We start from the raw sequence: 22,083 nt of genomic DNA, 5'->3' as shown, positions 1-22,083 counted from the left end.
AATCCTCCAGCACGGAGGATTTTTTATTTGATCGCTACTGGCACTCTAGGTGCTACTGCGCAAAGCAATTCATAACCTATCGTGTCGCTCATCTGCGCCACATCATCTACTGCGACCTTATCGCCCCAGAGTTGAACAGTAGCTCCTACCTTTGCATTGGGAGCATTACGTAAATCCACCGCCAACATATCCATAGAGACTCTTCCTACCAAAGGACATATGGCACCTGTATCACCATCAGCAACCCAAACTGGGGTGCCATCTTTAGCGTGACGCGGATATCCATCCGCATAACCACAAGCAACAATACCAATGCGCATCGATTCCGATGCTTGATATCGACCACCGTAGCCAATACGATCACCTTTTTGTAAATCCTGTGTATCAATAATTTCACTATGCAGTTGCATTACCGGTTGAAGATTGGCGTGCTCGATATCAGCATGAAGGCCTGTTGGTGATGCGCCATAAAGCATGATGCCGGGTCGTACCCAATCTCCCAATGCATTGCGATGCCACATTATAGCGGCTGAATTTGCTAATGAGGTCGGAGCATCTAAGCCCTCAATGGTTTGATTAAATAGCTCTTGTTGAGAGCCTACCGTAGGTAATCGATCTACTTGATCCGCATTGGCAAAATGGGTCATGTGATGCATGTGATAGCCAGCAGCGTGCAAACGATGAAAAGCAATCCGATACGCATGTGGCTTTAAACCCAGTCGATTCATGCCGGAATTCATCTTCAGAAAGACATTGAATGGTTTATGGTTTTTGCCTTTAAATCGCTCAAGCCAACCTACCTGATCTTCACAGTGAACTACCAAATCGCACGCCAACTCTTCAGCAAGAGTTAGCTCATTTTCATGAAAAAAGCCCTCTAAAAGCAGGATTCGACCCTTCCAGCCATGATCACGTAACCATGCCGCATCTTGGATATCTAACAAGGCAAATCCGTCGGTAGATGCCAAACCTTTGAGGGCCGCATCAAAACAATGGCCATAGGCTCTAGCCTTAATGACAGACCATATTTTGGACTCCGGCGCCAATTCCCGAACTCGGTTTAAATTATGTTGAAAGGCGGCTGTATGAATAGATGCCAAAATTGGTCTATTAATCAGGCCGTTAGCTGAATCACCCATAATCACCCCTCCTTTCATGTTTTAATTGTAGTAATGACTAGATTGTACGAATGAACCGTAGCTTTTACATCATTATGGCGGCGCAATTTTTTTCGTCGCTTGCTGATAATGCTCTCCTGATAGCGGCAATTGCCCTCCTGGCCCAGCTTCACGCTCCGGCCTGGATGACCCCTTTACTGAAATTATTCTTCGTATTGTCCTACGTAATACTGGCAGCCTTTGTTGGAGCTTTTGCTGATTCCCGCCCCAAGGGCAATGTCATGTTCATCACAAATACGATTAAGTTCGTTGGTTGCGTGGCGATGCTTTTCGGAAGCCACCCTTTATTGTCTTATGCGATCGTCGGTTTAGGTGCAGCCGCATACTCACCTGCGAAATACGGAATCCTAACTGAACTGTTGCCCCCTGAAAAATTAGTTGCTGCCAATGGTTGGATTGAAGGCCTTACCGTGGGTTCCATTATTTTGGGCACCGTTTTAGGCGGCGTACTCATTAGCAGTACTGTTTCGCAAAGTCTGCTGGCATTAGATATGCCGACTTTTGACACCGGCATTGATACCCCGGCTGAGTCGGCAATTATGATCATCATGATGATTTATGTCGTTGCTGCAATCATTAACCTGAAAATTCCAGATACTGGCGCACGTTACGTTTCCCAGAAAACCAATCCTATTGAATTGGTTAAAGATTTTGCTATTTGCTTCAAAACCCTTTGGAATGATCGCTTAGGTCAAATCTCTCTGGCAGTTACCACTCTATTCTGGGGCGCCGGCGCCACCTTGCAATTTATTGTGATTAAGTGGGCTCAAGTTGCCCTTCACATGAATCTTTCTCAAGGCGCAATTTTGCAAGCCATTTCTGCAGTAGGTGTAGCTGGTGGTGCCGTATATGCCGCTTGGCGTATACCTCTGCGCAAATCCTTGAATGTACTACCCTACGGAATTGCCATGGGTCTAGTGGTCTGCGTGATGGCCGTGTATAACTCAGACCTGCTACCAAATACCAGCGTGTTTAGCTTTGGCAAGTTTGACGTTACCCTGAACTTATTGCCAGCTTACTTCTTATTAATTTTGGTTGGCTGGCTCGCGGGCTACTTTGTAGTTCCGATGAATGCCCTCTTGCAACATCGCGGGCACGTTCTCATGTCTGCGGGACACTCTATTGCCGTGCAAAACTTTAATGAAAATATATCTGTGTTGATGATGCTATTAATCTACTCATTGCTGATTTGGTTGGATGTACCCATTCAAATCGTGATCATTGGATTTGGTGTGGCCGTCAGCCTGATTATGTGGTTAGTCATTAAACGTCACGCAAGAAACCAGGCGGAATATGACTCAATGCATCTGATCGGCGAACACAAGCACTAAGCTGGTCAGCTGTTTTGCAGTACCGATCTCGCCATCAACAAATCCTGCCAAAGTAAAGCCTTCTCTTGGGGCCTGGTCAGCACTTGATTTAACTCAAAAGAAGCAATCACCGGAATCTCTTCGTCATTGCCTGTGTTTAAGGCAAGGATCGTCTCACGCAACTGCGGCAAAGGATCTCTCTCGCCTGTAATTTTTTGCGCCACTGGCCCACCAAAGGCAAGTGCCACTACTGGGAGCCCAGGATTTTCAAGCTGGCCTAGATTTGTTGATGGACTCTTCCATGACCACTCATTTGTAGCCAAACCCAGCACACGAATGAGATTTTGAAACAAAATCTGGGCATCGCCTTGAGGCTCATTACCAAAAAACCACCAGATGCCGTTACTTGCTCTTGGTGATGCTTGCTTCTCTTGAGTATTGGGTTCAGAAGTGACGGCGGAAGACACTTCAGCTTGAGCTGAAATTGCATCCCGAGAAGTCCACTCGGTGATCCCCATTTCTTTCAAAAAGCTTGAATGTGTATTGCTCATGCCTCTAGCTTAATCGATTTGGCTAATACAAGCGCATCCTCGCGGCCACCCGTCTCAGGAATTGCGGGGTAGTAGTTCTTACGTACGCCAATTTGCTCGTAACCCAACTTTTGGTAAAGCGCTATAGCAGCTGAATTGGTTGGTCTTACTTCTAGGATGATGCGTGGCATTTTTTGCTGGAAAGCCACACCCTCAATGGCTGCCATCATTCTTTGCCCAAGTCCCAACTTGCGCAAATGAGGCGAAACGGTGATGTTGAGGAGATGCAATTCATCAACAGCAGGAAATAGGATGCAATATGCCCAAAGAATTGCTGGATCCAAATAGGAACCCTTCACTACTTGATCTGCTTGAGGTCGTATGCAATATGCCCAGTGACCAGCTGCCAATGAATCTGAAAAGTTACCCTTAGTCCAAGGATGTATATGAGAAACAGATTCAATTTTGAGGACTTCATCTAAATCTGCCTGCTGCATTGGCAAGAAAGAAAGTTCTGCGGCGCTTTCTGCTGAGTGATCTGACATTACTGCTTGCCCTCTGCACGCTCGGCAGTAGTAAAAGCGACTTTATCGCGAACGTACATGGGTTCAAGCTGCCGCACTTCGCAATAAACTCCATCGAGTAGAGATTGCTGCGCGCATTTCAAAACACCCAATGCAGAGATTGAGATATCTGGATCCTTCATGCCTGAAAATTGCGGCAAACGTTGACTATAAGCATTCAGAGCGCTGCCAGCCAAAAGTTGAATTCCATTCAGCTTAAGCTCTTCGGGCTTGGTTAGCTGGATATCGCTGATGCGTTTTGGCAATCGCCCAACTTGAGTTTCATACGAAGCCCAGTAAACCTCTTCCATCCGGGCATCAATTGCAATCATCAATCGCTGAGGATGAGAGGATTGGAATACTGCTGAATCTAAAAGTTGGGCGGCGATAGCATCTAAGCTGCATACTGGCACCACAGAAATGTTTTGCGACACAGCCAATCCTTGCACAGCAGCTACGCCTAAACGCACACCTGTAAATGCACCGGGACCAATTCCTACGGCAATAGCATTGAGTTGATCGAGGGTTATCTTCGCCTCATTTAAGAGCGACTCAATCCATGGCAATAACAACTGACTAGCGCCGGCTGTGACGGCCTCATGTCTGAACTGCACTGCCTGACCCTCTAACGATAAAGCCACCGAACACCATGCTGAGGAGGTGTCGATGGCCAATATATTTGCCAATTTAAGTCCTGTTAATTTACTTACAAAATCAAATTATCTACTTAATTCAGCAATCACTTCGGGAGGGGCTTGAACCAGCTCAATAAGCACGCCTTCGCCACTGATTGGAAACTCGTCATTTCCTTTTGGGTGTACGAAAGTGATGTCATAGCCAGCCGCACCCTTGCGGATTCCACCAGGCGCGAAACGCAAGCCATTGGCAGACAGCCATTCAACCGCCTTAGGTAGGTCATCCACCCATAAACCAATGTGATTCAACGGGGTTTGATGTACCGCTGGCTTCTTTTCAATATCAAATGGCTGCATCAGATCCACTTCAATCTCATAGGCACCCTTACCGATTGCACAGATATCTTCATCAACGTTTTCACGCTCAGAGATAAAAGTGCTCTTGTATTCAAAGCCCAGCATATCAACCCATAATTTCTTGAGTCGATCTTTGTTCTCACCACCAATAGCAATTTGCTGAATGCCTAAAATTTTGAATGGCTTAGCGCTCATAGTCATCAACCTTTTTATTCGAAGCGAATGATTAACTGATCAACCGCTAAGCTATCACCCTCTTTTGCGCAAATTTCAGCAACCACACCATCTTGAACAGCTGATAGTGTATTTTCCATTTTCATCGCTTCGATGGAGGCTAATTTCTGACCAGCAGTAACTGCCTCACCCACTTTAACGGCAATCTTCGTTAACAGACCTGGCATTGGAGACATCACCAATTTGGATGTATCTGGTGGCAACTTCACTGGCATGCGACGCTGGAGCTCGGCACCTAATGGGCTCAGCACCATACACTCGTAATGAACACCATCGAGAATCAACACATAGCGCACACCACGGCGCTCAACCTGTGCAGTAATCTTGTGAGTGCCATTAATGGTGGCGTTCAGGCAAATTTGTCCAGGACGCCAGTCGCTCACGATGTCATAGCGGCTTACACCGTCTGCCTCATCGATATAAACGGAATAAACCCCATCTTTAAGCTCAACACGAATTGGTACCTCATGTGGGTCATTCATAGAGCCCGATTTTTTACCGGTGACCACCACAAACTTCTTACCAATGATCATTTCGTGGCCTGCTAATTGACCATCAATCATTTGAATATGCTCAAGATAGCGGTAGCGCATAAATGCAGCTAGTGCAGCCAAGCGCTTAGCATCCACAGGCTGAACAGAATCCTTTTTAAAGCCCTCTGGATACTCTTCTGCAATAAAGCCAGTCGTAAAGTCGCCATTTACAAAGCGCGGATGTTGAAGCAATGCAGCCTGAAATGGAATATTGGAGTGAATTCCGCGAATCACGAAATCATTTAGTGCGGCACGCATCTTCTCAATGGCTTCTGTGCGATCCTTACCATGCACAATTAACTTCGCAATCATGGAGTCGTAGTACATCGGGATCTCACCGCCTTCATAGACGCCAGTATCTACACGCACACCACTCACTGACTCAGGTGGACGGTATTTAACCAGACGGCCTGTAGAAGGCAGGAAGTTGCGGAATGGATCATCGGCATTAATACGGCACTCCATGGACCAACCATCGAGCTTAACGTCTTCTTGCTTAAATGAAAGCTTCTCTCCTGCAGCAACCCGAATCATTTGCTCAACCAAGTCAAGACCAGTAATGCTTTCAGTAACTGGATGCTCAACTTGCAGGCGAGTATTCATTTCGAGGAAGTAAAAAGACTTATCTTTACCAACTACGAATTCAACGGTACCCGCTGATTGGTAATTAACTGCTTTAGCTAACGCAACCGCTTGCTCACCCATAGCCTTGCGTGTGGCTGGATCAATAAAAGGTGATGGCGCCTCTTCGATTACCTTTTGATGACGACGTTGAATCGAGCAATCACGCTCATTAAGGTAAACCACATTGCCATGAGAATCGCCCAAAACCTGAATCTCAATATGACGTGGGCCTTCTACAAACTTCTCAATAAAGATACGGTCATCACCAAAGCTATTCATTGCTTCGGTTTTACAGGCTGCAAAACCTTCAGCAGCCTCTTTATCATTAAAGGCAACGCGCAGACCTTTACCGCCACCGCCTGCTGAGGCTTTAATCATGACGGGATAGCCGATACCTTGAGCAATCTTCACTGCCTCTTCATTGGTATCAATTGCTTCGTTGTAACCAGGAATGGTATTGACCTTGGCTTCTAGCGCAAGCTTCTTAGAGGCAATCTTGTCACCCATTGCAGCAATAGATTGATACTTAGGACCGATAAAGACAATGCCCTCTTCCTCACAACGCTTTGCAAACTGCTCGTTCTCAGATAAGAAGCCATAACCAGGATGCACCGCCTCAGCGCCAGTATCTTTGCAAGCCTGAATAATTCTGTCCATTACCAAGTAGGATTCACGAGAAGGTGCGGGCCCTATACATACAGCCTCATCGGCTAACTGAACGTGACGCGCCTCTTTATCCGCCTCTGAATACACAGCAACAGTCTTGATGCCCATCTTTTTAGCGGTAGCCATAACACGGCAAGCAATTTCACCGCGGTTAGCAATCAATATTTTCTTAAACATTTTCGTAGTCATAATTTGTCAGCGCCTTTACAGAGGAATGTTGCCGTGTTTACGCGCAGGATTCTTCAAGTCTTTGTCTTTGAGCATTGCTAGTGAACGTGCAATCCGCTTACGAGTCTCATGCGGCAAAATGACATCGTCAATATAGCCACGACGACCCGCTACAAACGGATTAGCAAACTTGGATTTGTACTCTGCTTCACGTGCTGCGATTTTTTCAGGATCCGATTTTTCTTCCCGGAAAATGATTTCAACAGCCCCTTTGGGGCCCATCACAGCAATCTCTGCTGAAGGCCAAGCAAAGTTCACGTCACCTCGTAGATGCTTAGAAGCCATCACGTCATAAGCACCACCATAAGCTTTACGAGTAATCAACGTCACTTTCGGTACGGTGCAATCAGCATAGGCATAGAGTAATTTCGCACCATGCTTAATGATGCCGCCGTATTCTTGAGCGGTGCCCGGCATAAAGCCTGGAACGTCAACCAAAGTCACTACTGGAATATTGAAGGCATCACAGAAGCGCACAAAACGAGCTGCTTTAATAGATGCCTTGATATCCAAGCAACCAGCAAGAACCAAAGGTTGGTTAGCGACAATACCGATTGAGCGTCCTTCGATGCGTGCAAAACCAATCACAATATTCTTTGCATAGTCTGGCTGCAATTCGAAGAATTCGCCATCATCCACAATCTTCTCAATCAACTCTTTCATATCGTAAGGTTGATTTGGGTTTGATGGAACCAAGGTATCCAAGGAGTAATCAGGCTCTTCAGTACGATTAGCACCTTTAATCAAAGGCGGTTTTTCACGGTTTGAGAGCGGCAAGTAGTTGAAGAAACGACGCAACATCATGATTGCGTCAACATCGTTATCAAATGCAAGATCGCATACGCCCGACACTGTGGAGTGCGTTACAGCACCGCCTAACTCTTCGGCAGTAACGTCTTCATGGGTAACAGTCTTCACTACTTCAGGGCCTGTTACAAACATGTATGAACTATCTTTGACCATGAAGATGAAATCAGTCAAGGCTGGAGAATAAACCGCGCCACCAGCCGATGGGCCCATGATCAAGGAAATCTGTGGAATTACGCCAGACGCAGTCACATTGCGCTGGAAAATTTCAGCATAGCCACCGAGTGATGCGACACCCTCTTGAATACGTGCGCCACCAGAGTCATTTAAACCGATCACAGGCGCGCCAACTTTGAGAGCTTGGTCCATGATCTTGCAAATCTTTTCAGCATGCGCTTCTGATAAGGAGCCACCTAGCACGGTGAAATCTTGTGAAAACACAAATACCAAACGTCCGTTGATCATTCCATAACCAGTAACCACACCGTCGCCTGGAACTGTTTGATCGCCCATACCAAAGTCATGGCAACGATGCTCAACAAACATATCCCACTCTTCGAATGTGCCAGCATCCAGCAAGAGCTCAATACGCTCGCGAGCGGTTAATTTGCCCTTGGAATGCTGAGCCTGAATACGCTTTTGCCCGCCACCCAATCGGGCAAGCTCACGCTTGGCTTCCAGTTGTTGAATGATTTCCTTCATTTCCTGCTCCTTAGAAAAATTCATGCCCCATGGACTCCAGTAGTCTTCTTGCTGCTACTGAGGCCGCCATAGTTCCTTGATTTACTTGTGCAACCAAACTTGGTAGAAGTTCTTGCACAGCCACATTGCTACGAAATGCATTCTTGAGTCCGGCATCGATGCGATCCCACATCCATGCGCCTGCTTGTTGTTGGCGACGGGAATCAAATTTACCGTTCGCCTTTTGAAGTTTTTGGAAGTGAGAAACCTTATCCCACAGCTCAGGGACGCCCTTACCTTCTAAGGCACTTAGGGTCATCACTTGAGGGTGCCAAAACTCTTTGTCATGCGATGCATGATCAGGATTGCCTTGGAATCCCAATAATCGCAATGAACTGGTAATAAAGAGCTGGGCGCGCATTGCAGCATCTGGATCGATATCGACTTTATTAATCACAATCAGGTCGGCGATTTCCATCACCCCTTTTTTGATTGCTTGGAGATCATCACCGGCGTTCGGCAACTGCAATAACAAGAACATATCGGTCATACCAGCAACCGCGATTTCGCTCTGCCCTACACCAACCGTTTCCACAATGATGACGTCAAACCCTGCCGCTTCAGCCACCAACATGGCTTCACGCGTCTTCTCGGCTACACCGCCTAAGGTGCATGAGGATGGACTTGGACGTATGAATGCATTTTCCAAAACAGATAGACGTTCCATGCGGGTCTTATCACCGAGAATAGACCCACCGGACAAACTAGATGAAGGATCGATTGCTAATACGGCTACGCGATGGCCTTTTTCTATGAGGTAAAGACCCAGAGATTCAATTAAGGTTGACTTACCAACGCCTGGCACCCCGGAAATACCGAGACGGAATGACTTACCAGTTTTAGGCAATAAAGCATTGAGTACGTCATCAGCACGATGACGATGATCTAAACGTGTTGACTCAAGCAAAGTAATAATCTTCGCCAGTGCGCGACGCTGTTTAAGCGATGGCGCAATAGTGAGATCATCTACCAGAGCCTGATCAGCAGCTTCGAGCATGCCTATGATCCGTATTAAGCGGGTTTAACAGACTTGCGAATCTGCTCCAGCACATCCTTGGCCGAAGCCGGAATAGGAGTGCCAGGACCGTAAATTCCTTTTACGCCTGCCTCATAGAGGAATTCGTAATCCTGTCTTGGAATCACACCACCTACAAACACGATGATGTCGTCTGAGCCTTGTTTTTTCAATTCAGCAATGATGGCCGGAACTAATGTCTTATGGCCGGCCGCCAAAGTAGAAACTCCTAAGGCATGCACGTCATTCTCAATCGCTTGGCGAGCGCACTCCTCAGGCGTTTGGAATAAAGGTCCGATGTCTACGTCAAAGCCTAAGTCAGCATAGGCAGTGGCAACCACTTTCGCGCCGCGGTCATGTCCATCCTGGCCTAACTTAGCAATCATTACCCGCGGACGACGTCCGAAATCTTTAGCAAAGTCAGCGATTTCTGTTTGGAGTTTTGCCCAGCCCTCAGCTGAGTCATAAGCGGCTGCATACACACCGGTCACCTTTTGAGTATCGGCGCGATGGCGCCCGTAAACTTTTTCTAACGCATCTGAAACTTCACCAACAGTTGCACGCAAACGAATAGCGTTTACCGACAACTCTAATAAGTTACCGGAGTTATCTTCTGCAGCCTTAGTTAAAGCCTCTAATGCGGCCTGTACTTTTTCAGTATTGCGTTTTGCTTTGATATCTTTGAGACGTGCAACCTGTCCTTCGCGCACCTTGTCGTTATCAATCATCAACACATCAACAAGATCTTCTTTACCAAGCTTGTATTTGTTAACGCCAACAATCACATCAGAGCCTGAGTCAATCTTCGCTTGTTTTTCAGCGGCAGCTGCTTCAATTTTCAGCTTAGCCCAACCACTCTCAACCGCCTTAGTCATACCGCCCATGGCTTCTACTTCTTGAATGATTTCCCAGGCTTTATCAGCCATCTCTTGCGTGAGATTTTCCATCATGTAAGAGCCAGCCCATGGATCGATCACGCTCGGAATATGAGTCTCTTCTTGAAGGATTAACTGTGTATTGCGGGCAATACGACTGGAAAACTCTGAAGGAAGCGCAATCGCTTCATCCAATGAGTTGGTATGCAATGACTGTGTGCCGCCAAATACGGCAGCCATCGCTTCAACAGTAGTTCTTACAACGTTGTTGTATGGGTCTTGCTCAGTCAGAGACCAGCCAGAAGTTTGGCAATGCGTACGTAGCATCAAAGACTTTGGATTCTTTGGCTCGAAGGATTTCATAATGCGCCACCACAACAAACGAGCAGCACGTAACTTGGCAACCTCTAAATAAAAGTTCATGCCAATCGCAAAGAAGAATGAAAGGCGTCCAGCAAAGCCATCAACATCCAATCCTTTTGCTAATGCAGTTTTGACATACTCTTTACCGTCTGCCAATGTAAACGCCAATTCCAATACTTGATTGGCGCCAGCTTCTTGCATGTGGTAGCCCGAGATTGAAATCGAGTTGAACTTAGGCATGTGCTTAGCGGTGTATTCAATAATGTCACCGATGATGCGCATGGATGGCTCTGGCGGATAAATATAAGTATTACGCACCATGAACTCTTTCAGAATATCGTTCTGAATCGTTCCAGATAACTGCTCTTGCTTTACGCCTTGCTCTTCACCGGCCACGATATAGCCAGCCAAAACAGGCAATACAGCGCCGTTCATCGTCATTGAAACAGATACCTTGTCTAGCGGAATGCCATCAAACAAGATCTTCATATCTTCTACGGAATCAATCGCAACACCAGCCTTACCAACATCACCGGTAACACGAGGATGATCGGAGTCGTAACCACGATGGGTTGCTAGGTCAAACGCAACGGACACACCTTGACCGCCCGCATCTAATGCTTTGCGATAAAAGGCATTCGATTCTTCAGCAGTAGAAAAGCCTGCGTACTGACGAATAGTCCAAGGACGCACTGAGTACATGGTCGCTTGTGGTCCGCGTACAAATGGCTCAAAACCGGGCAATGTATCGGTGTAATTGAGTCCCTCAACATCCGATGATGTGTACAAAGCTTTTAAGTGAATTCCATCAGGTGTTTTCCAACCTAAAGAATCAACGTCACCATTAGGGGCTGATTTCTGGGCTGACTTTTTCCAAGCATCGAGATTAGCGTCTGGAAATGATGGCCATGAATTGTTTTCTTTAGAACTCACAAAAACTCCCGTTTAATTTTTGTTGCATCGCATCGAAATGTCCTTACATTCTGCTTGACAATTTTCAATTTGTCTACATAATGTATTCATAATTATGAATACAAAACTGAATAATAGACCCCTATACGAAGACGTCGCTGACAGGCTTCGGGAACAGATCTTTAGCAAACAATTGGCTCCTGGAAGCTGGTTGGATGAGCAATCCTTGGCGGATCAGTTTGGCATTAGCCGCACACCAATGCGTGAAGCGATTAAGGTTCTAGCTTCTGAAGGTCTGGTAACCATCAAAATGCGTCGGGGGGCCTACGTTACCGAGGTTATCCGCAAAGATTTAGAGCAGATTTTTACCATTCTGGCCCTACTGGAGGGTCAAGCAGCCAAAGAAACAGCGTTCAAAGCAACTGAGGCAGAGTTAAACCTTCTGGATCACCTGCATCATCGTCTGGAAAAAGCCGCAGCTGATCGGGATATAGAGCAATTTTTCGAGATTAATGGCAAATTTCATGAGTTAATACAAGAAATTGCTGGAAATCGATGGATGAATGGCGTTATTGCTGATCTACGTAAAGTGCTTAAACTTCACCGCCGAGACTCGCTTACCAGCACCGGAAGATTGCAAAACTCTTTGGTGGAGCATCGAGAGATTCTGAGATCCATTCTGAAGCGAGATGAACATGCAGCAGAGCAAGCGATGCGCAAGCATCTAGAAAGAGGCCTTGAAGCGCTTCGTTAATTTCATATAACTGATAAAAAACAAAGGCTTAGATGATGAATCTAAGCCTTTTTTGCAAGTAGCTAGGGCTACTAAGGATTACTTTTTAACTACAAAGTTACCAGGCAAGGAAGCAATATAAGCAGCCATATCTTGCAAGTCTGCATCGCTAAAGTTTTGCACTTGAGAACCCATTACCGCGTTATTACGACCAAACTGGGCATTTCCGTTACCTACTTTATAGGCCTTCAAAGCGTAGTACAGGTAGTCAGCGTATTGACCAGCTAGCTTTGGGTAAGCAGGCAGGATTGGCGCATTAAGACCAGCACCATGGCAAGAAGCGCAATTAGCCTTCTCTACTAATGCCTGACCTTTTTCTTTGTTAGCAGCATTTGCTACGTTTACTAAACCAATGCTCGATAGCAAAACTGCAGTAATGAGGGCAAATTTCATAAAAGTATCTCTATGTATCTTTATTGAATGAATTACTTCAATGGGTTGTTAGGTGAGCTGGCAGTTTGCGCAGCGTAATACTCGCCAATATCGGCCATGTCTTGATCAGACAAGCTGGCAGCAATAGAACGCATCGTAGGATGCTTTCTTTCGCCTTTTTTGTAAGCAGCCAACGCACTAGCGATGTAGGCGGCATTTTGACCACCAATCATAGGCACCTTGTAAACCAATGGGTAATCTGCACGGTAATCAGGAATTGAGTGGCAGCCAACACAAAGCCAAACCTTGCCGTTACCTGCAGCAGCATTACCTTTAACTTCATCAGCCTGAGCAACAGAGCCAGCAAAAACCAAAGCTGCAGTTACGGCCAATTGAGGAAGAATGGAGAGTTTTTTCATAGAAATCATTATTAATGAGTTTGATTTAGATCAATTTGGGAAGAGTATAGCGGACAGCCGCCCTTCTCGCCATTCTGGAGGCCAAAATCAGTAGAAACACTGAAAATTTTGCCTCATTTACCTATACTTGAGCGCTTAAACAAGCACTCCTTAGGTAGGCCATGAGCAAATCGACCCCATCGTCCCAAAACCGCTTTTCAGGCAGCCAAAGCTACGTTGCCACTGAAGACCTTAAATTAGCTGTAAATGCCGCCATTGCGCTGCAACGTCCTCTGTTAATAAAGGGTGAGCCAGGTACGGGCAAAACCATGCTGGCCGAAGAAGTTGCGGCCGCCCTCAACATGCCGCTCATGCAATGGCATATCAAGTCCACCACTAAAGCACAACAAGGTCTTTATGAATATGACGCCGTGAGTCGCTTACGTGATTCTCAGTTAGGCTACGAGAAAGTCAAAGATATTCGGAACTACATTGTGAAGGGTGTCCTCTGGCAAGCTTTTGAAGCCAATGAGCCAACCGTTTTATTGATTGATGAAATTGATAAAGCGGATATCGAGTTTCCCAATGACTTATTGCGCGAAATTGATCGCATGGAATTTTATGTTTATGAAACTCGGGAATTAATCAAAGCAAAACACCGCCCTCTAGTCATCATTACCTCAAATAACGAAAAAGAGTTGCCTGACGCATTCTTGCGTCGCTGCTTTTTCCACTACATCACTTTTCCAGATGCTGGCACTATGCAAAGCATTGTCGATGTCCATCACCCCAATATCAAACAAGATCTATTGGATGCAGCCCTCAAGGCCTTTTATCAAATACGCTCCCTACCGGGTCTTAAAAAGAAGCCCTCTACATCGGAGTTAATTGACTGGCTCAAGCTCTTGTTGGCCGAGGATATTCCCCCGGAAGCTTTGTATAGCAACGATGAAAAGATTGTCGTACCACCATTACATGGCGCCTTACTTAAGAATGAGCAAGATATTCACCTATTTGAGCGCTTGGTGATGATGAACCGTAATCATCGCTAAATCATTTAGCAATAACGCCCCGCGTCTATGTTGATTCAATTCTTCTTAAATCTGAAAGAGGCCAAAGTGCCTGTTTCAGTAAGAGAGTTTTTAACCCTTCTGGAAGCCTTGAAATCTGGCGTCATCAATCCATCGATTGATGAGTTTTATCAGCTTGCTCGTATGACTTTGGTTAAAGACGAGCAACACTTTGATCGCTTTGATCAAGTATTTGGCAGCTACTTTAACGGTATCGAGCAAATTATTGCTCTATCACCCGACATCCCTCTAGACTGGCTTGAGAAAAAACTTCAGCGCGTTCTGACCGAAGAAGAAAAAGCAGCACTCAAGAAACTAGGCGGGCCTGATGCACTTAAAAAGAGACTTGATGAACTCCTAAAAGAACAAAAAGAATGGCATGGTGGCGGCAATAAATGGATTGGCGCTGGTGGCTCCTCACCTTTTGGCCATAGCGGCTATCACCCAGAAGGTATTCGAATTGGCGGCGAGAGCGCTGGCAATAGAACAGCAATCAAGGTTTGGGAAGCGCGTGAGTTTAAAGACTATGACAGTGATTTGGCTTTAGGTACACGCAATATCAAGGTAGCTCTACGTCGTTTACGTCGCTTTGCTAGAGAAGGCTTTACCTTAGAGCTTGATTTAGATAAAACGATTCATTCCACCGCAGCGAATGCAGGAATGCTAGATATCAAAATGCGTCCCGAGCGCCACAATCAAGTCAAAGTATTACTTCTCATGGATGTTGGAGGTTCGATGGACGATCATATTCAGCGTATTGCTGAATTATTCTCTGCCGCTAAAGCCGAATTTAAACATCTAGAACACTATTACTTTCATAACTGTGTTTATGAAAACCTTTGGCAAAGCAATCGCCGCAGACGCGATCAGGTAACGCCCACCCAAGACATCATTAATAAATATGGTCCAGACTATAAGTTGATATTTGTTGGCGATGCAACGATGTCACCCTATGAGATTCTGAGTCCCAATGGCTCGGTGGAATACAACAATAAAGAAGCTGGTGCCGTTTGGATCAATCGACTAATTGATCACTTTCCCCATTTTGCTTGGCTTAATCCTGAGCCAGAATCTATTTGGCAATATCGCCAATCCATTGACATCATGCAAAACCTCATGAAAGACCGAATGTATCCAGTCACCCTAAATGGACTGGAGAGTGCCATGCGTCAGCTTTCCAAGTAAGATTTAGATATTTAGTCTTTAAACTCTCTCTTTAATTAAAATCACCATATTAACCATGACTACAAACATCAGCGAACGCCTTAAAACTCTTGGTATTGATTTGCCGCGCCCAGGACCTCCTGCTGCAGCCTATGTCATGGCAGCAACTACCGGCAACACCGTTTTCCTATCTGGGCATATTGCTAAACATGACGGTAAGCCTTGGGTCGGCAAGCTTGGTAAAGATATGGATACGGATACGGGTAAAGCGGCTGCGCGCTCTATCGCAATTGATTTAATCTCGACTTTGCAAAATCACTTAGGCTCTTTAGATAAGGTAAAGCGTATTGTTAAGGTAATGGGCTTAGTGAACTCAACCGATACCTATACTGAGCAACACTTAGTGGTGAATGGCTGCTCTGAATTACTTTTTGAAGTATTTGGTGATGCCGGCAAGCATGCGCGTAGCGCTTTTGGTGTTGCGCAGATTCCGCTAGGTGCTTGCGTTGAAATTGAACTCATCGCAGAAATTTAATTCGCCTGCATTAAATCAAATAGGATCAAGCCCCAGTTTTTGGATGTCGGCTTGTGTGTCGACATCCAATAAATAAGCCTGATTATTTGTCTCAAATACTTTCACTAGCTCTGGATGATTATCCATAAAGGGCCTGCAGACCATTCCCGGTATTGATAGAATTTGATCAATCACCCTTCTCGAAAATAACACTGGGTTACCGCGTTTTTCATGCACCATGGGCAGTACGATTTCTTTTCCCGAACCCGCTTGTTTAAATTGCAATAACAAAGATTCAATCTCTGGGCTGCTGATATTCGGTTGATCACACAAAGCAACTAACAAAACATCATAGTCAGACTTCAGGGACTCTAAGCCTAACCTCACTGAAGAGGGCTGCCCTGATTCAGGTGTTGGATTTTTTACCGTAGACAGCGAACATGGGCAAGCACTTTTCAGACTTTGAACTTCTTGTTCAACTTCCGCAGAATAAAAACCAGTAACAGCCAGGATTTCTATCGGCTGGAGAGACTGTGCTGAAGTGATAAAGCGTTTCAACAAGGTATGACCCTCTTTTTTCAGTAGCGCCTTAGGAAATCCACCCAAACGACTCCCTTCGCCTGCCGCCAACAGAAGTATGGCTAGGCGTAATTTTGGGCTTTTGAAGGATTCACTAGAAATAGTCATTAGAGTGATAATAAATAGTTATCTATAAAGTAATGTCAAAAGTAAAAAAGTATGAACAGTACTGATCTCAGCGTCCTTAAATCTGCCGTGGAATGGCTCAAATCGGGCCAATCTGTAGCAATTGCCACTGTAGTCCAAACATGGGGCTCTGCTCCACGGCCTGTTGGCTCTTGGCTGGCGATACGTGCCGATGGACAGGTAGCAGGTTCAGTTTCAGGTGGATGTGTAGAAGACGACCTTATCCGCCGAGTACAAACTGAAATACTGACACGCGATACTCCAGAAATAATCGTTTACGGTGTAACCCAACAAGAGGCAGCACGTTTTGGACTTCCCTGTGGCGGCACTCTTCGTTTATTAGTTGAACCCAAACCGGAACTGTCTATTTTAGAAAAGTTGCTGGAGAATATTTCTTCACATCAAATTACCCGTCGCTCAGTGAACTTCCGAACTGGCAAATCTACCCTCAGCACTGGTGATCGTAGCGACGAGTTTGCTTGCACCGAAGAGCTCATGCAAACCACCTATGGTCCGCGCTGGCGCATGGTCATTATTGGCGCAGGACAGCTCTCTCTATACACGGCTGATTTTGCTTTGGCTTCTGACTTTGAAGTCATCGTGATTGATCCCCGCGAGGAATACGCAGAAGGCCTCAATCGCACGGACATTACTTTTTTTAAAGGCATGCCTGATGACGTCTTGTTAGAAATCGGCGTAGATTCTCATACAGCTGTCGTAGCCCTGACACATGACCCTAAGTTAGATGACATGGCTTTAATGGAGGCGCTGAAATCAACCGCTTTTTATGTGGGTGCACTAGGAAGCCGCAAAAATACTCAGAAACGCAAAGAACGCTTACTTGAATTTGATGTGAGCCAGGAGCAACTGGAAAAATTACATGGCCCCGTTGGGCTTTATATTGGGGCCCTCACTCCGCCAGAGATCGCGGTATCGATTCTGGCTGAAGTGATTGCCGTCAAATACGGGATTAGCGTTCCCAAGAAAACGTAAGGCCTTAGTTTGCTGTGAGCTTGCCATCTTTTAAGCGTGGCTCTACAAAGTGACCTTTACGTGCACGGTTACCCGCAAACGATTTCAAGGTTTTTGCATCCAAGCTCAGTTCGGTTGGCTTGCCAGCGCGTCCTGCTCCGGAGTAAGTTGCGCCATCAGGACCTACAGCAATCGCTGAGGCCAAGAACTCTTTATCGTCTAAGCCCATCAAGATCACTCCTTTGCCGCCAGTGGGCAAGCGTTTGAGCTCATCCAATGGGAAGACTAGCAATTTAGAGGCTTCTGATAAGCAGGCAACTTGCTTCATGCCTAATTTGACTTTTGCCGCACCTAAAGGTGCATCACCTGGAACCTTGGCATCCATACTCAAGAATGATTTACCCGCTTTATTGCGAGTAGTCATATCGGCAACATTGGCCAAGAAACCAAAGCCTGCTTTAGTAGAAAGCAATACCAAATCATCCGCCTGACCTGCATAGTAGGCAACCATTTGTGAGCCTGCAGCTAAATTAACAAAGCTGGTTAATGGCGAACCATCACCTCTTGCACCGGGTAATTCACTAACGGGTACGGTATACACGCGACCATCACTACCAAAACCTTGAATGACGTCAACTGTTCTCACCTCAAAAGTGGCATATAAAGCATCGCCTGCTTTGAAGCTAAATTGCGTTGCATCATGCTCATGCCCTTGACGAACGCGGACCCAACCTTTTTGAGAAACAATTACCGTAACCGGCTCATCAATCACCTTGGTTTCCGCTACGGCACGCTTATCTTCCTGAATGAGGGTGCGACGATCATCACCAAAATCCTTCATATCAGATTCGATTTCTTTGATGATGCGTTTACGCAAAACGGCATCGCTTTGCAGCAATCCCTCTAAGTCATCGCGCTCCGCTTTGAGTTCTTTAAGCTCTTGCTCGATCTTGATACCTTCCAAGCGAGCCAACTGACGCAAACGAATGTCCAGAATATCTTCTGCTTGACGATCGCTTAACTTGAACTCTTTAATCAAATCCGCTTTTGGCTCATCGCTATTGCGAATGATCTTGATCACCTTATCAATATTGAGAAGAACGATTAAACGCCCTTCCAAAATATGCATACGATCTTTGACTTTGCCTAAGCGGTGCTGAGTTCTACGGGTAACCGTAGCGACCCTGAAAGCAATCCACTCAGAAATAATTTCTTTTAAACCTTTTTGACGTGGACGACCGTCATTACCAATCATCACCAGGTTCATTGACGCATTGGACTCTAATGAGGTATGTGCAAGCAATAGGTTCACAAACTCATTCACATCAATATTTTTGCTCTTAGGCTCAAATACCAAACGGACTGCTGCGTCTTTACTAGACTCATCGCGCACACCATCAAGCACATTCAGAATGGTTGATTTGAGATTATTTTGCTCGGGTGTTAAGGTCTTTTTACCAACCTTCACTTTAGGATTGGTAATCTCTTCGATCTCTTGCAAGACACGTTGTGAGGATGTTGCTGGTGGTAATTCATTTACAACAATCTGCCACTGGCCGCGAGCCAACTCTTCGATTGACCAACGTGCGCGTACCTTAATACTGCCGCGCCCTGCCTCATAAATCTGTGCAATTTCTGCAGCAGACGAAATGATTTGCCCGCCACCTGGATAGTCAGGACCAGGCATGATCTCTAGCAACTCTGCAGTACTCATCTTCGGAGACTTCATTAAAGCAACTGCAGCAGAAGCGACTTCACGTAAGTTATGAGAAGGAATCTCAGTGGCCATACCCACAGCAATGCCAGATGCGCCATTGAGCAATACAAATGGGAGACGTGCTGGTAATAGCTTGGGTTCTTGGAATGAACCGTCATAGTTTGGCGCGAAATCTACAGTACCTTCGTCAATTTCGCTTAAGAGCAAACTAGCAATCTTGGTTAAACGAGCTTCGGTGTAACGCATTGCTGCTGCGCCATCACCATCGCGTGAACCAAAGTTTCCTTGACCATCAATTAAGGGATAACGCAATGAGAAGCTTTGCGCCAAACGAACCAAGGCATCGTAGGCTGATTGGTCACCATGCGGATGGAATTTACCAAGTACATCGCCAACCACACGCGCACTCTTTACTGGCTTCGCATCTGCTCGCAATCCCATCTCGCTCATCGAGAACAATATGCGACGCTGTACCGGCTTTTGACCATCAGCAACATCTGGCAATGCACGCCCTTTAACGACGCTAATGGCGTAATCTAAATAGGCGCGCTCTGCATAAACCGCTAAAGTTAAGCTGTCTTTACCGTCTTCATTTAGGTCGACAGTCTTAGGATCATGATTACTGGAGCCACCACCAGAAGAAGTAGCAACTGCTGGCGCCTCATCGACTGCAACAATATCCATTTCGATTGGGTTGGAGAATAAATCCGCCTGATCCGCTGGATTATTTTTTCCAGGAGTCTTTTTTGTTGCCATTAGATATCTGCCTCCACTTCGTTGCCGCGCTCTTCAAGCCAATCGCGACGTGCTCCAGACTCAGATTTACCCATCAGCATATCCATTGTTTTAAAGGTTTCGTCTTCAGTCCAGGTGCCTAGCGTAACCGGGAGCAAGCGGCGTGTATCTGGGTTGAGAGTCGTATCCCAAAGTTGCTCAGCACTCATCTCTCCGAGACCTTTAAAGCGGGATATTTGCCATGCAGTTTCTTTCACGCCATCTTTACGCAACTTATCCTCAATAGCCTGAAGTTCGCTAGCATCTAATGCATATATCTTTTGCGCAGGCTTCTTGCCACGCGCTGGTGCATCTACCCTAAATAGTGGTGGACGTGAAATATGCACATGACCCAACTCAATCAATTTCGGGAAATGTTTATAGAACAGCGTTAAGAGTAAAACTTGAATATGCGCACCATCGACGTCCGCGTCAGACAAAATGCAAACCTTGCCATAGCGTAAATTGGATAAATCAGGATTGTCATTTGGTCCGTGAGGATCAACACCAATCGCAACAGCGATATCATGCACTTCATTGTTGGCAAACAAGCGGTCGCGCTCAGCTTCCCAGGTATTTAACACCTTGCCGCGCAATGGCAGAATCGCTTGGTATTCCTTATTGCGGCCCATTTTGGCCGAGCCGCCAGCAGAGTCACCCTCAACCAGAAAGATTTCATTCATGCCGATGTCTTGGCTCTCACAATCAGTCAGTTTGCCAGGGAGCACAGCCACACCAGAAGATTTCTTCTTCTCGACTTTTTGTCCTGCGCGGGTTCTCGCTTGAGCCTGCTTGATGACTAAGTCAGCCAGCTTGCGGCCGTAATCCACGTGCTGGTTTAACCATAACTCTAGAGCTGATTTCACGTATCCTGAAACCAAGCGCACAGCATCACGAGAATTAAGACGCTCTTTAATCTGTCCTTGAAATTGTGGATCCAATACTTTGGCAGACAAAATGAAGGATGCACGAGCAAATACGTCTTCAGGCATGAGCTTCACACCCTTGGGTTGCAATGCATGCATCTCAATAAAGCCTTTAACGGCATTGAACAAGCCTTCACGCAAACCGCTTTCATGGGTTCCACCTGCAGGAGTAGGAATCAAGTTCACATAACTCTCACGCACAGGTGCGCCATCTTCAGTCCAGCAAACTACCCAAGCTGCGCCTTCACCTTCGGCAAAGGAATCATCATCACCATTACCAGTCGCGTATTGCTCGCCCTCGAATGGCGGAATGACTTCTGCACCATGTCCTGCCTGTGCAATCGCTTCGTTTAAGTAGCCACGTAAGCCTTGTGCATACTGCCAAGTCTGGGTATCACCGGTTTTTTCTTGAATCAGCGTGACCTTCACACCAGGCAACAGAACCGCCTTAGAGCGCAATAGACGAATAAGCTCTGGCATTGGAATAGCCGAGCTATCAAAATACTTGCCATCTGGCCAGGCACGAACGCGTGTACCGTGCGACTTATCTTCTTTGGAGGATGGTCTTGATTTAAGTTTTTCTATTACCTTGCCGTCAGCAAAGGTCAATGTTGACATTTGGCCATCACGCCAAACAGTCACTTCTAATCTTTTGGATAAAGCATTGGTTACTGAAACACCTACGCCATGTAAACCACCTGAGAAAGCATAAGCACCACCAGTGCCTTTTTCAAACTTACCGCCTGCATGCAGTTGGGTAAAAACGATTTCTACTACCGGCAATTTCTCGGTTGGATGCATTCCGACAGGAATACCTCGTCCGTCATCTTCGACACTCACACTGCCATCGGTATGCATGGTGACAATGATTTGCTTGCCGAATCCACCTAAGGCCTCATCAGATGCGTTATCAAGGACCTCTTGAATGATATGGAGAGGGTTATCGGTGCGGGTGTACATTCCAGGCCGTTGACGGACTGGTTCTAGTCCTTTTAGGACCTGAATCGACGATTCGCTGTATTCAGAAGTTTTACGAGTAGCCATGCGCGCAAATTGTAGTCATGTCTGAGATCCAGACCGAATTTTTCAGGCATTACCCTGTCATCC

20 protein-coding genes are annotated in these 22,083 nt (G+C 46.1%); 6 read left to right on the top strand and 14 right to left on the bottom strand.

Features of this window, described 5'->3' with window-relative positions:
* Positions 1–23 precede the first annotated feature (23 nt).
* Entirely contained in the window at positions 24–1,115 is a 1,092-nt protein-coding gene (gene alr / locus PKF022_RS04800) for an alanine racemase (RefSeq protein WP_281777473.1), read from the bottom strand.
* Positions 1,116–1,189: 74 nt separating this feature from the next.
* Between alr and lplT the strand changes: the two genes are divergently transcribed.
* Positions 1,190–2,509 (top strand): lysophospholipid transporter LplT, encoded by a 1,320-nt coding sequence (gene lplT, locus PKF022_RS04795; RefSeq protein ID WP_216231796.1) that lies wholly within the window; start codon positions 1,190–1,192, stop codon positions 2,507–2,509.
* 5 nt (positions 2,510–2,514) lie between these two features.
* Here lplT and PKF022_RS04790 read toward each other — a convergent pair whose 3' ends face one another.
* Genes PKF022_RS04790 through scpA form a run of 8 tightly spaced genes read right to left on the bottom strand, consistent with a single transcriptional unit; the run spans position 2,515 to position 11,592 of the window.
* A complete protein-coding gene (locus tag PKF022_RS04790) occupies positions 2,515–3,039 on the bottom strand; it encodes a hypothetical protein (protein WP_281777427.1) in 525 nt (174 codons plus the stop codon).
* Positions 3,036–3,563 carry a ribosomal protein S18-alanine N-acetyltransferase gene (gene rimI / locus PKF022_RS04785; RefSeq protein ID WP_281777426.1) on the bottom strand — a complete coding sequence of 176 codons (528 nt, stop codon included), beginning with the start codon at positions 3,561–3,563 and terminating at the stop codon, positions 3,036–3,038. Before rimI ends, PKF022_RS04790 begins: the two co-directional genes overlap by 4 nt.
* A complete protein-coding gene (tsaB, locus tag PKF022_RS04780; RefSeq protein WP_281777425.1) occupies positions 3,563–4,267 on the bottom strand; it encodes a tRNA (adenosine(37)-N6)-threonylcarbamoyltransferase complex dimerization subunit type 1 TsaB in 705 nt (234 codons plus the stop codon). The genes rimI and tsaB overlap by 1 nt, the downstream gene beginning before the upstream one ends.
* Before the next feature lie 33 nt (positions 4,268–4,300).
* Positions 4,301–4,768 (bottom strand): VOC family protein, encoded by a 468-nt coding sequence (locus PKF022_RS04775; RefSeq protein WP_281777424.1) that lies wholly within the window; start codon positions 4,766–4,768, stop codon positions 4,301–4,303.
* Positions 4,769–4,782: 14 nt separating this feature from the next.
* A complete protein-coding gene (gene accC / locus PKF022_RS04770) occupies positions 4,783–6,807 on the bottom strand; it encodes an acetyl-CoA carboxylase biotin carboxylase subunit (RefSeq protein ID WP_281777472.1) in 2,025 nt (674 codons plus the stop codon).
* Positions 6,808–6,834: 27 nt separating this feature from the next.
* Positions 6,835–8,367 (bottom strand): acyl-CoA carboxylase subunit beta, encoded by a 1,533-nt coding sequence (locus PKF022_RS04765; protein ID WP_281777423.1) that lies wholly within the window; start codon positions 8,365–8,367, stop codon positions 6,835–6,837.
* Positions 8,368–8,377: 10 nt separating this feature from the next.
* Positions 8,378–9,403, bottom strand: coding sequence for a methylmalonyl Co-A mutase-associated GTPase MeaB (meaB, locus tag PKF022_RS04760; protein WP_281777422.1), 1,026 nt, complete (start codon positions 9,401–9,403; stop codon positions 8,378–8,380).
* Positions 9,404–9,417: 14 nt separating this feature from the next.
* On the bottom strand, positions 9,418–11,592 hold the full coding sequence (gene scpA / locus PKF022_RS04755; RefSeq protein ID WP_281777421.1) for a methylmalonyl-CoA mutase: 2,175 nt from the start codon (positions 11,590–11,592) through the stop codon (positions 9,418–9,420).
* Between the two features lie 94 nt (positions 11,593–11,686).
* On the opposite strand from scpA, the gene PKF022_RS04750 reads away from it, so the two are divergent.
* Positions 11,687–12,325 (top strand): GntR family transcriptional regulator, encoded by a 639-nt coding sequence (locus PKF022_RS04750; protein WP_281777420.1) that lies wholly within the window; start codon positions 11,687–11,689, stop codon positions 12,323–12,325.
* Positions 12,326–12,403: 78 nt separating this feature from the next.
* On the opposite strand, the gene PKF022_RS04745 is transcribed toward PKF022_RS04750, so the two are convergent.
* A complete protein-coding gene (locus PKF022_RS04745) occupies positions 12,404–12,757 on the bottom strand; it encodes a cytochrome c (protein ID WP_216231787.1) in 354 nt (117 codons plus the stop codon).
* Between the two features lie 32 nt (positions 12,758–12,789).
* Positions 12,790–13,155 carry a cytochrome c gene (locus PKF022_RS04740; RefSeq protein WP_255536988.1) on the bottom strand — a complete coding sequence of 122 codons (366 nt, stop codon included), beginning with the start codon at positions 13,153–13,155 and terminating at the stop codon, positions 12,790–12,792.
* Positions 13,156–13,316: 161 nt separating this feature from the next.
* On the opposite strand from PKF022_RS04740, the gene PKF022_RS04735 reads away from it, so the two are divergent.
* The 3 genes from PKF022_RS04735 to PKF022_RS04725 are packed head-to-tail and all read left to right on the top strand — an operon-like array spanning position 13,317 to position 15,903.
* Positions 13,317–14,186: a MoxR family ATPase gene (locus PKF022_RS04735; RefSeq protein ID WP_281777419.1), complete on the top strand. Its 870-nt coding sequence runs from the start codon at positions 13,317–13,319 to the stop codon at positions 14,184–14,186.
* A gap of 27 nt (positions 14,187–14,213) precedes the next feature.
* A complete protein-coding gene (locus tag PKF022_RS04730; protein WP_281777418.1) occupies positions 14,214–15,389 on the top strand; it encodes a VWA domain-containing protein in 1,176 nt (391 codons plus the stop codon).
* Between the two features lie 55 nt (positions 15,390–15,444).
* The gene (locus tag PKF022_RS04725; RefSeq protein ID WP_281777417.1) at positions 15,445–15,903 is read left to right on the top strand and encodes a RidA family protein; all 459 of its coding nucleotides are present in this window, start codon (positions 15,445–15,447) and stop codon (positions 15,901–15,903) included.
* A gap of 15 nt (positions 15,904–15,918) precedes the next feature.
* On the opposite strand, the gene PKF022_RS04720 is transcribed toward PKF022_RS04725, so the two are convergent.
* Entirely contained in the window at positions 15,919–16,569 is a 651-nt protein-coding gene (locus PKF022_RS04720) for a nucleotidyltransferase family protein (RefSeq protein WP_281777416.1), read from the bottom strand.
* 51 nt (positions 16,570–16,620) lie between these two features.
* Between PKF022_RS04720 and PKF022_RS04715 the strand changes: the two genes are divergently transcribed.
* Positions 16,621–17,580 (top strand): XdhC family protein, encoded by a 960-nt coding sequence (locus PKF022_RS04715; RefSeq protein WP_281777415.1) that lies wholly within the window; start codon positions 16,621–16,623, stop codon positions 17,578–17,580.
* A gap of 4 nt (positions 17,581–17,584) precedes the next feature.
* On the opposite strand, the gene parC is transcribed toward PKF022_RS04715, so the two are convergent.
* Positions 17,585–19,960 carry a DNA topoisomerase IV subunit A gene (gene parC / locus PKF022_RS04710; RefSeq protein ID WP_281777471.1) on the bottom strand — a complete coding sequence of 792 codons (2,376 nt, stop codon included), beginning with the start codon at positions 19,958–19,960 and terminating at the stop codon, positions 17,585–17,587.
* A 71-nt stretch (positions 19,961–20,031) separates the two neighbouring features.
* Complete coding sequence (locus tag PKF022_RS04705; RefSeq protein WP_216231781.1) at positions 20,032–22,020, bottom strand: DNA topoisomerase IV subunit B; 1,989 nt, start codon at positions 22,018–22,020, stop codon at positions 20,032–20,034.
* Between the last annotated feature and the right edge of the window lie 63 nt (positions 22,021–22,083).

The organism is Polynucleobacter sp. KF022 (genome assembly GCF_027924105.1).
GTDB lineage: Bacteria > Pseudomonadota > Gammaproteobacteria > Burkholderiales > Burkholderiaceae > Polynucleobacter.
The sequence above is the reverse complement of the archived record's forward strand: the minus strand, read 5'-3'. Positions and strand labels throughout refer to the sequence as shown.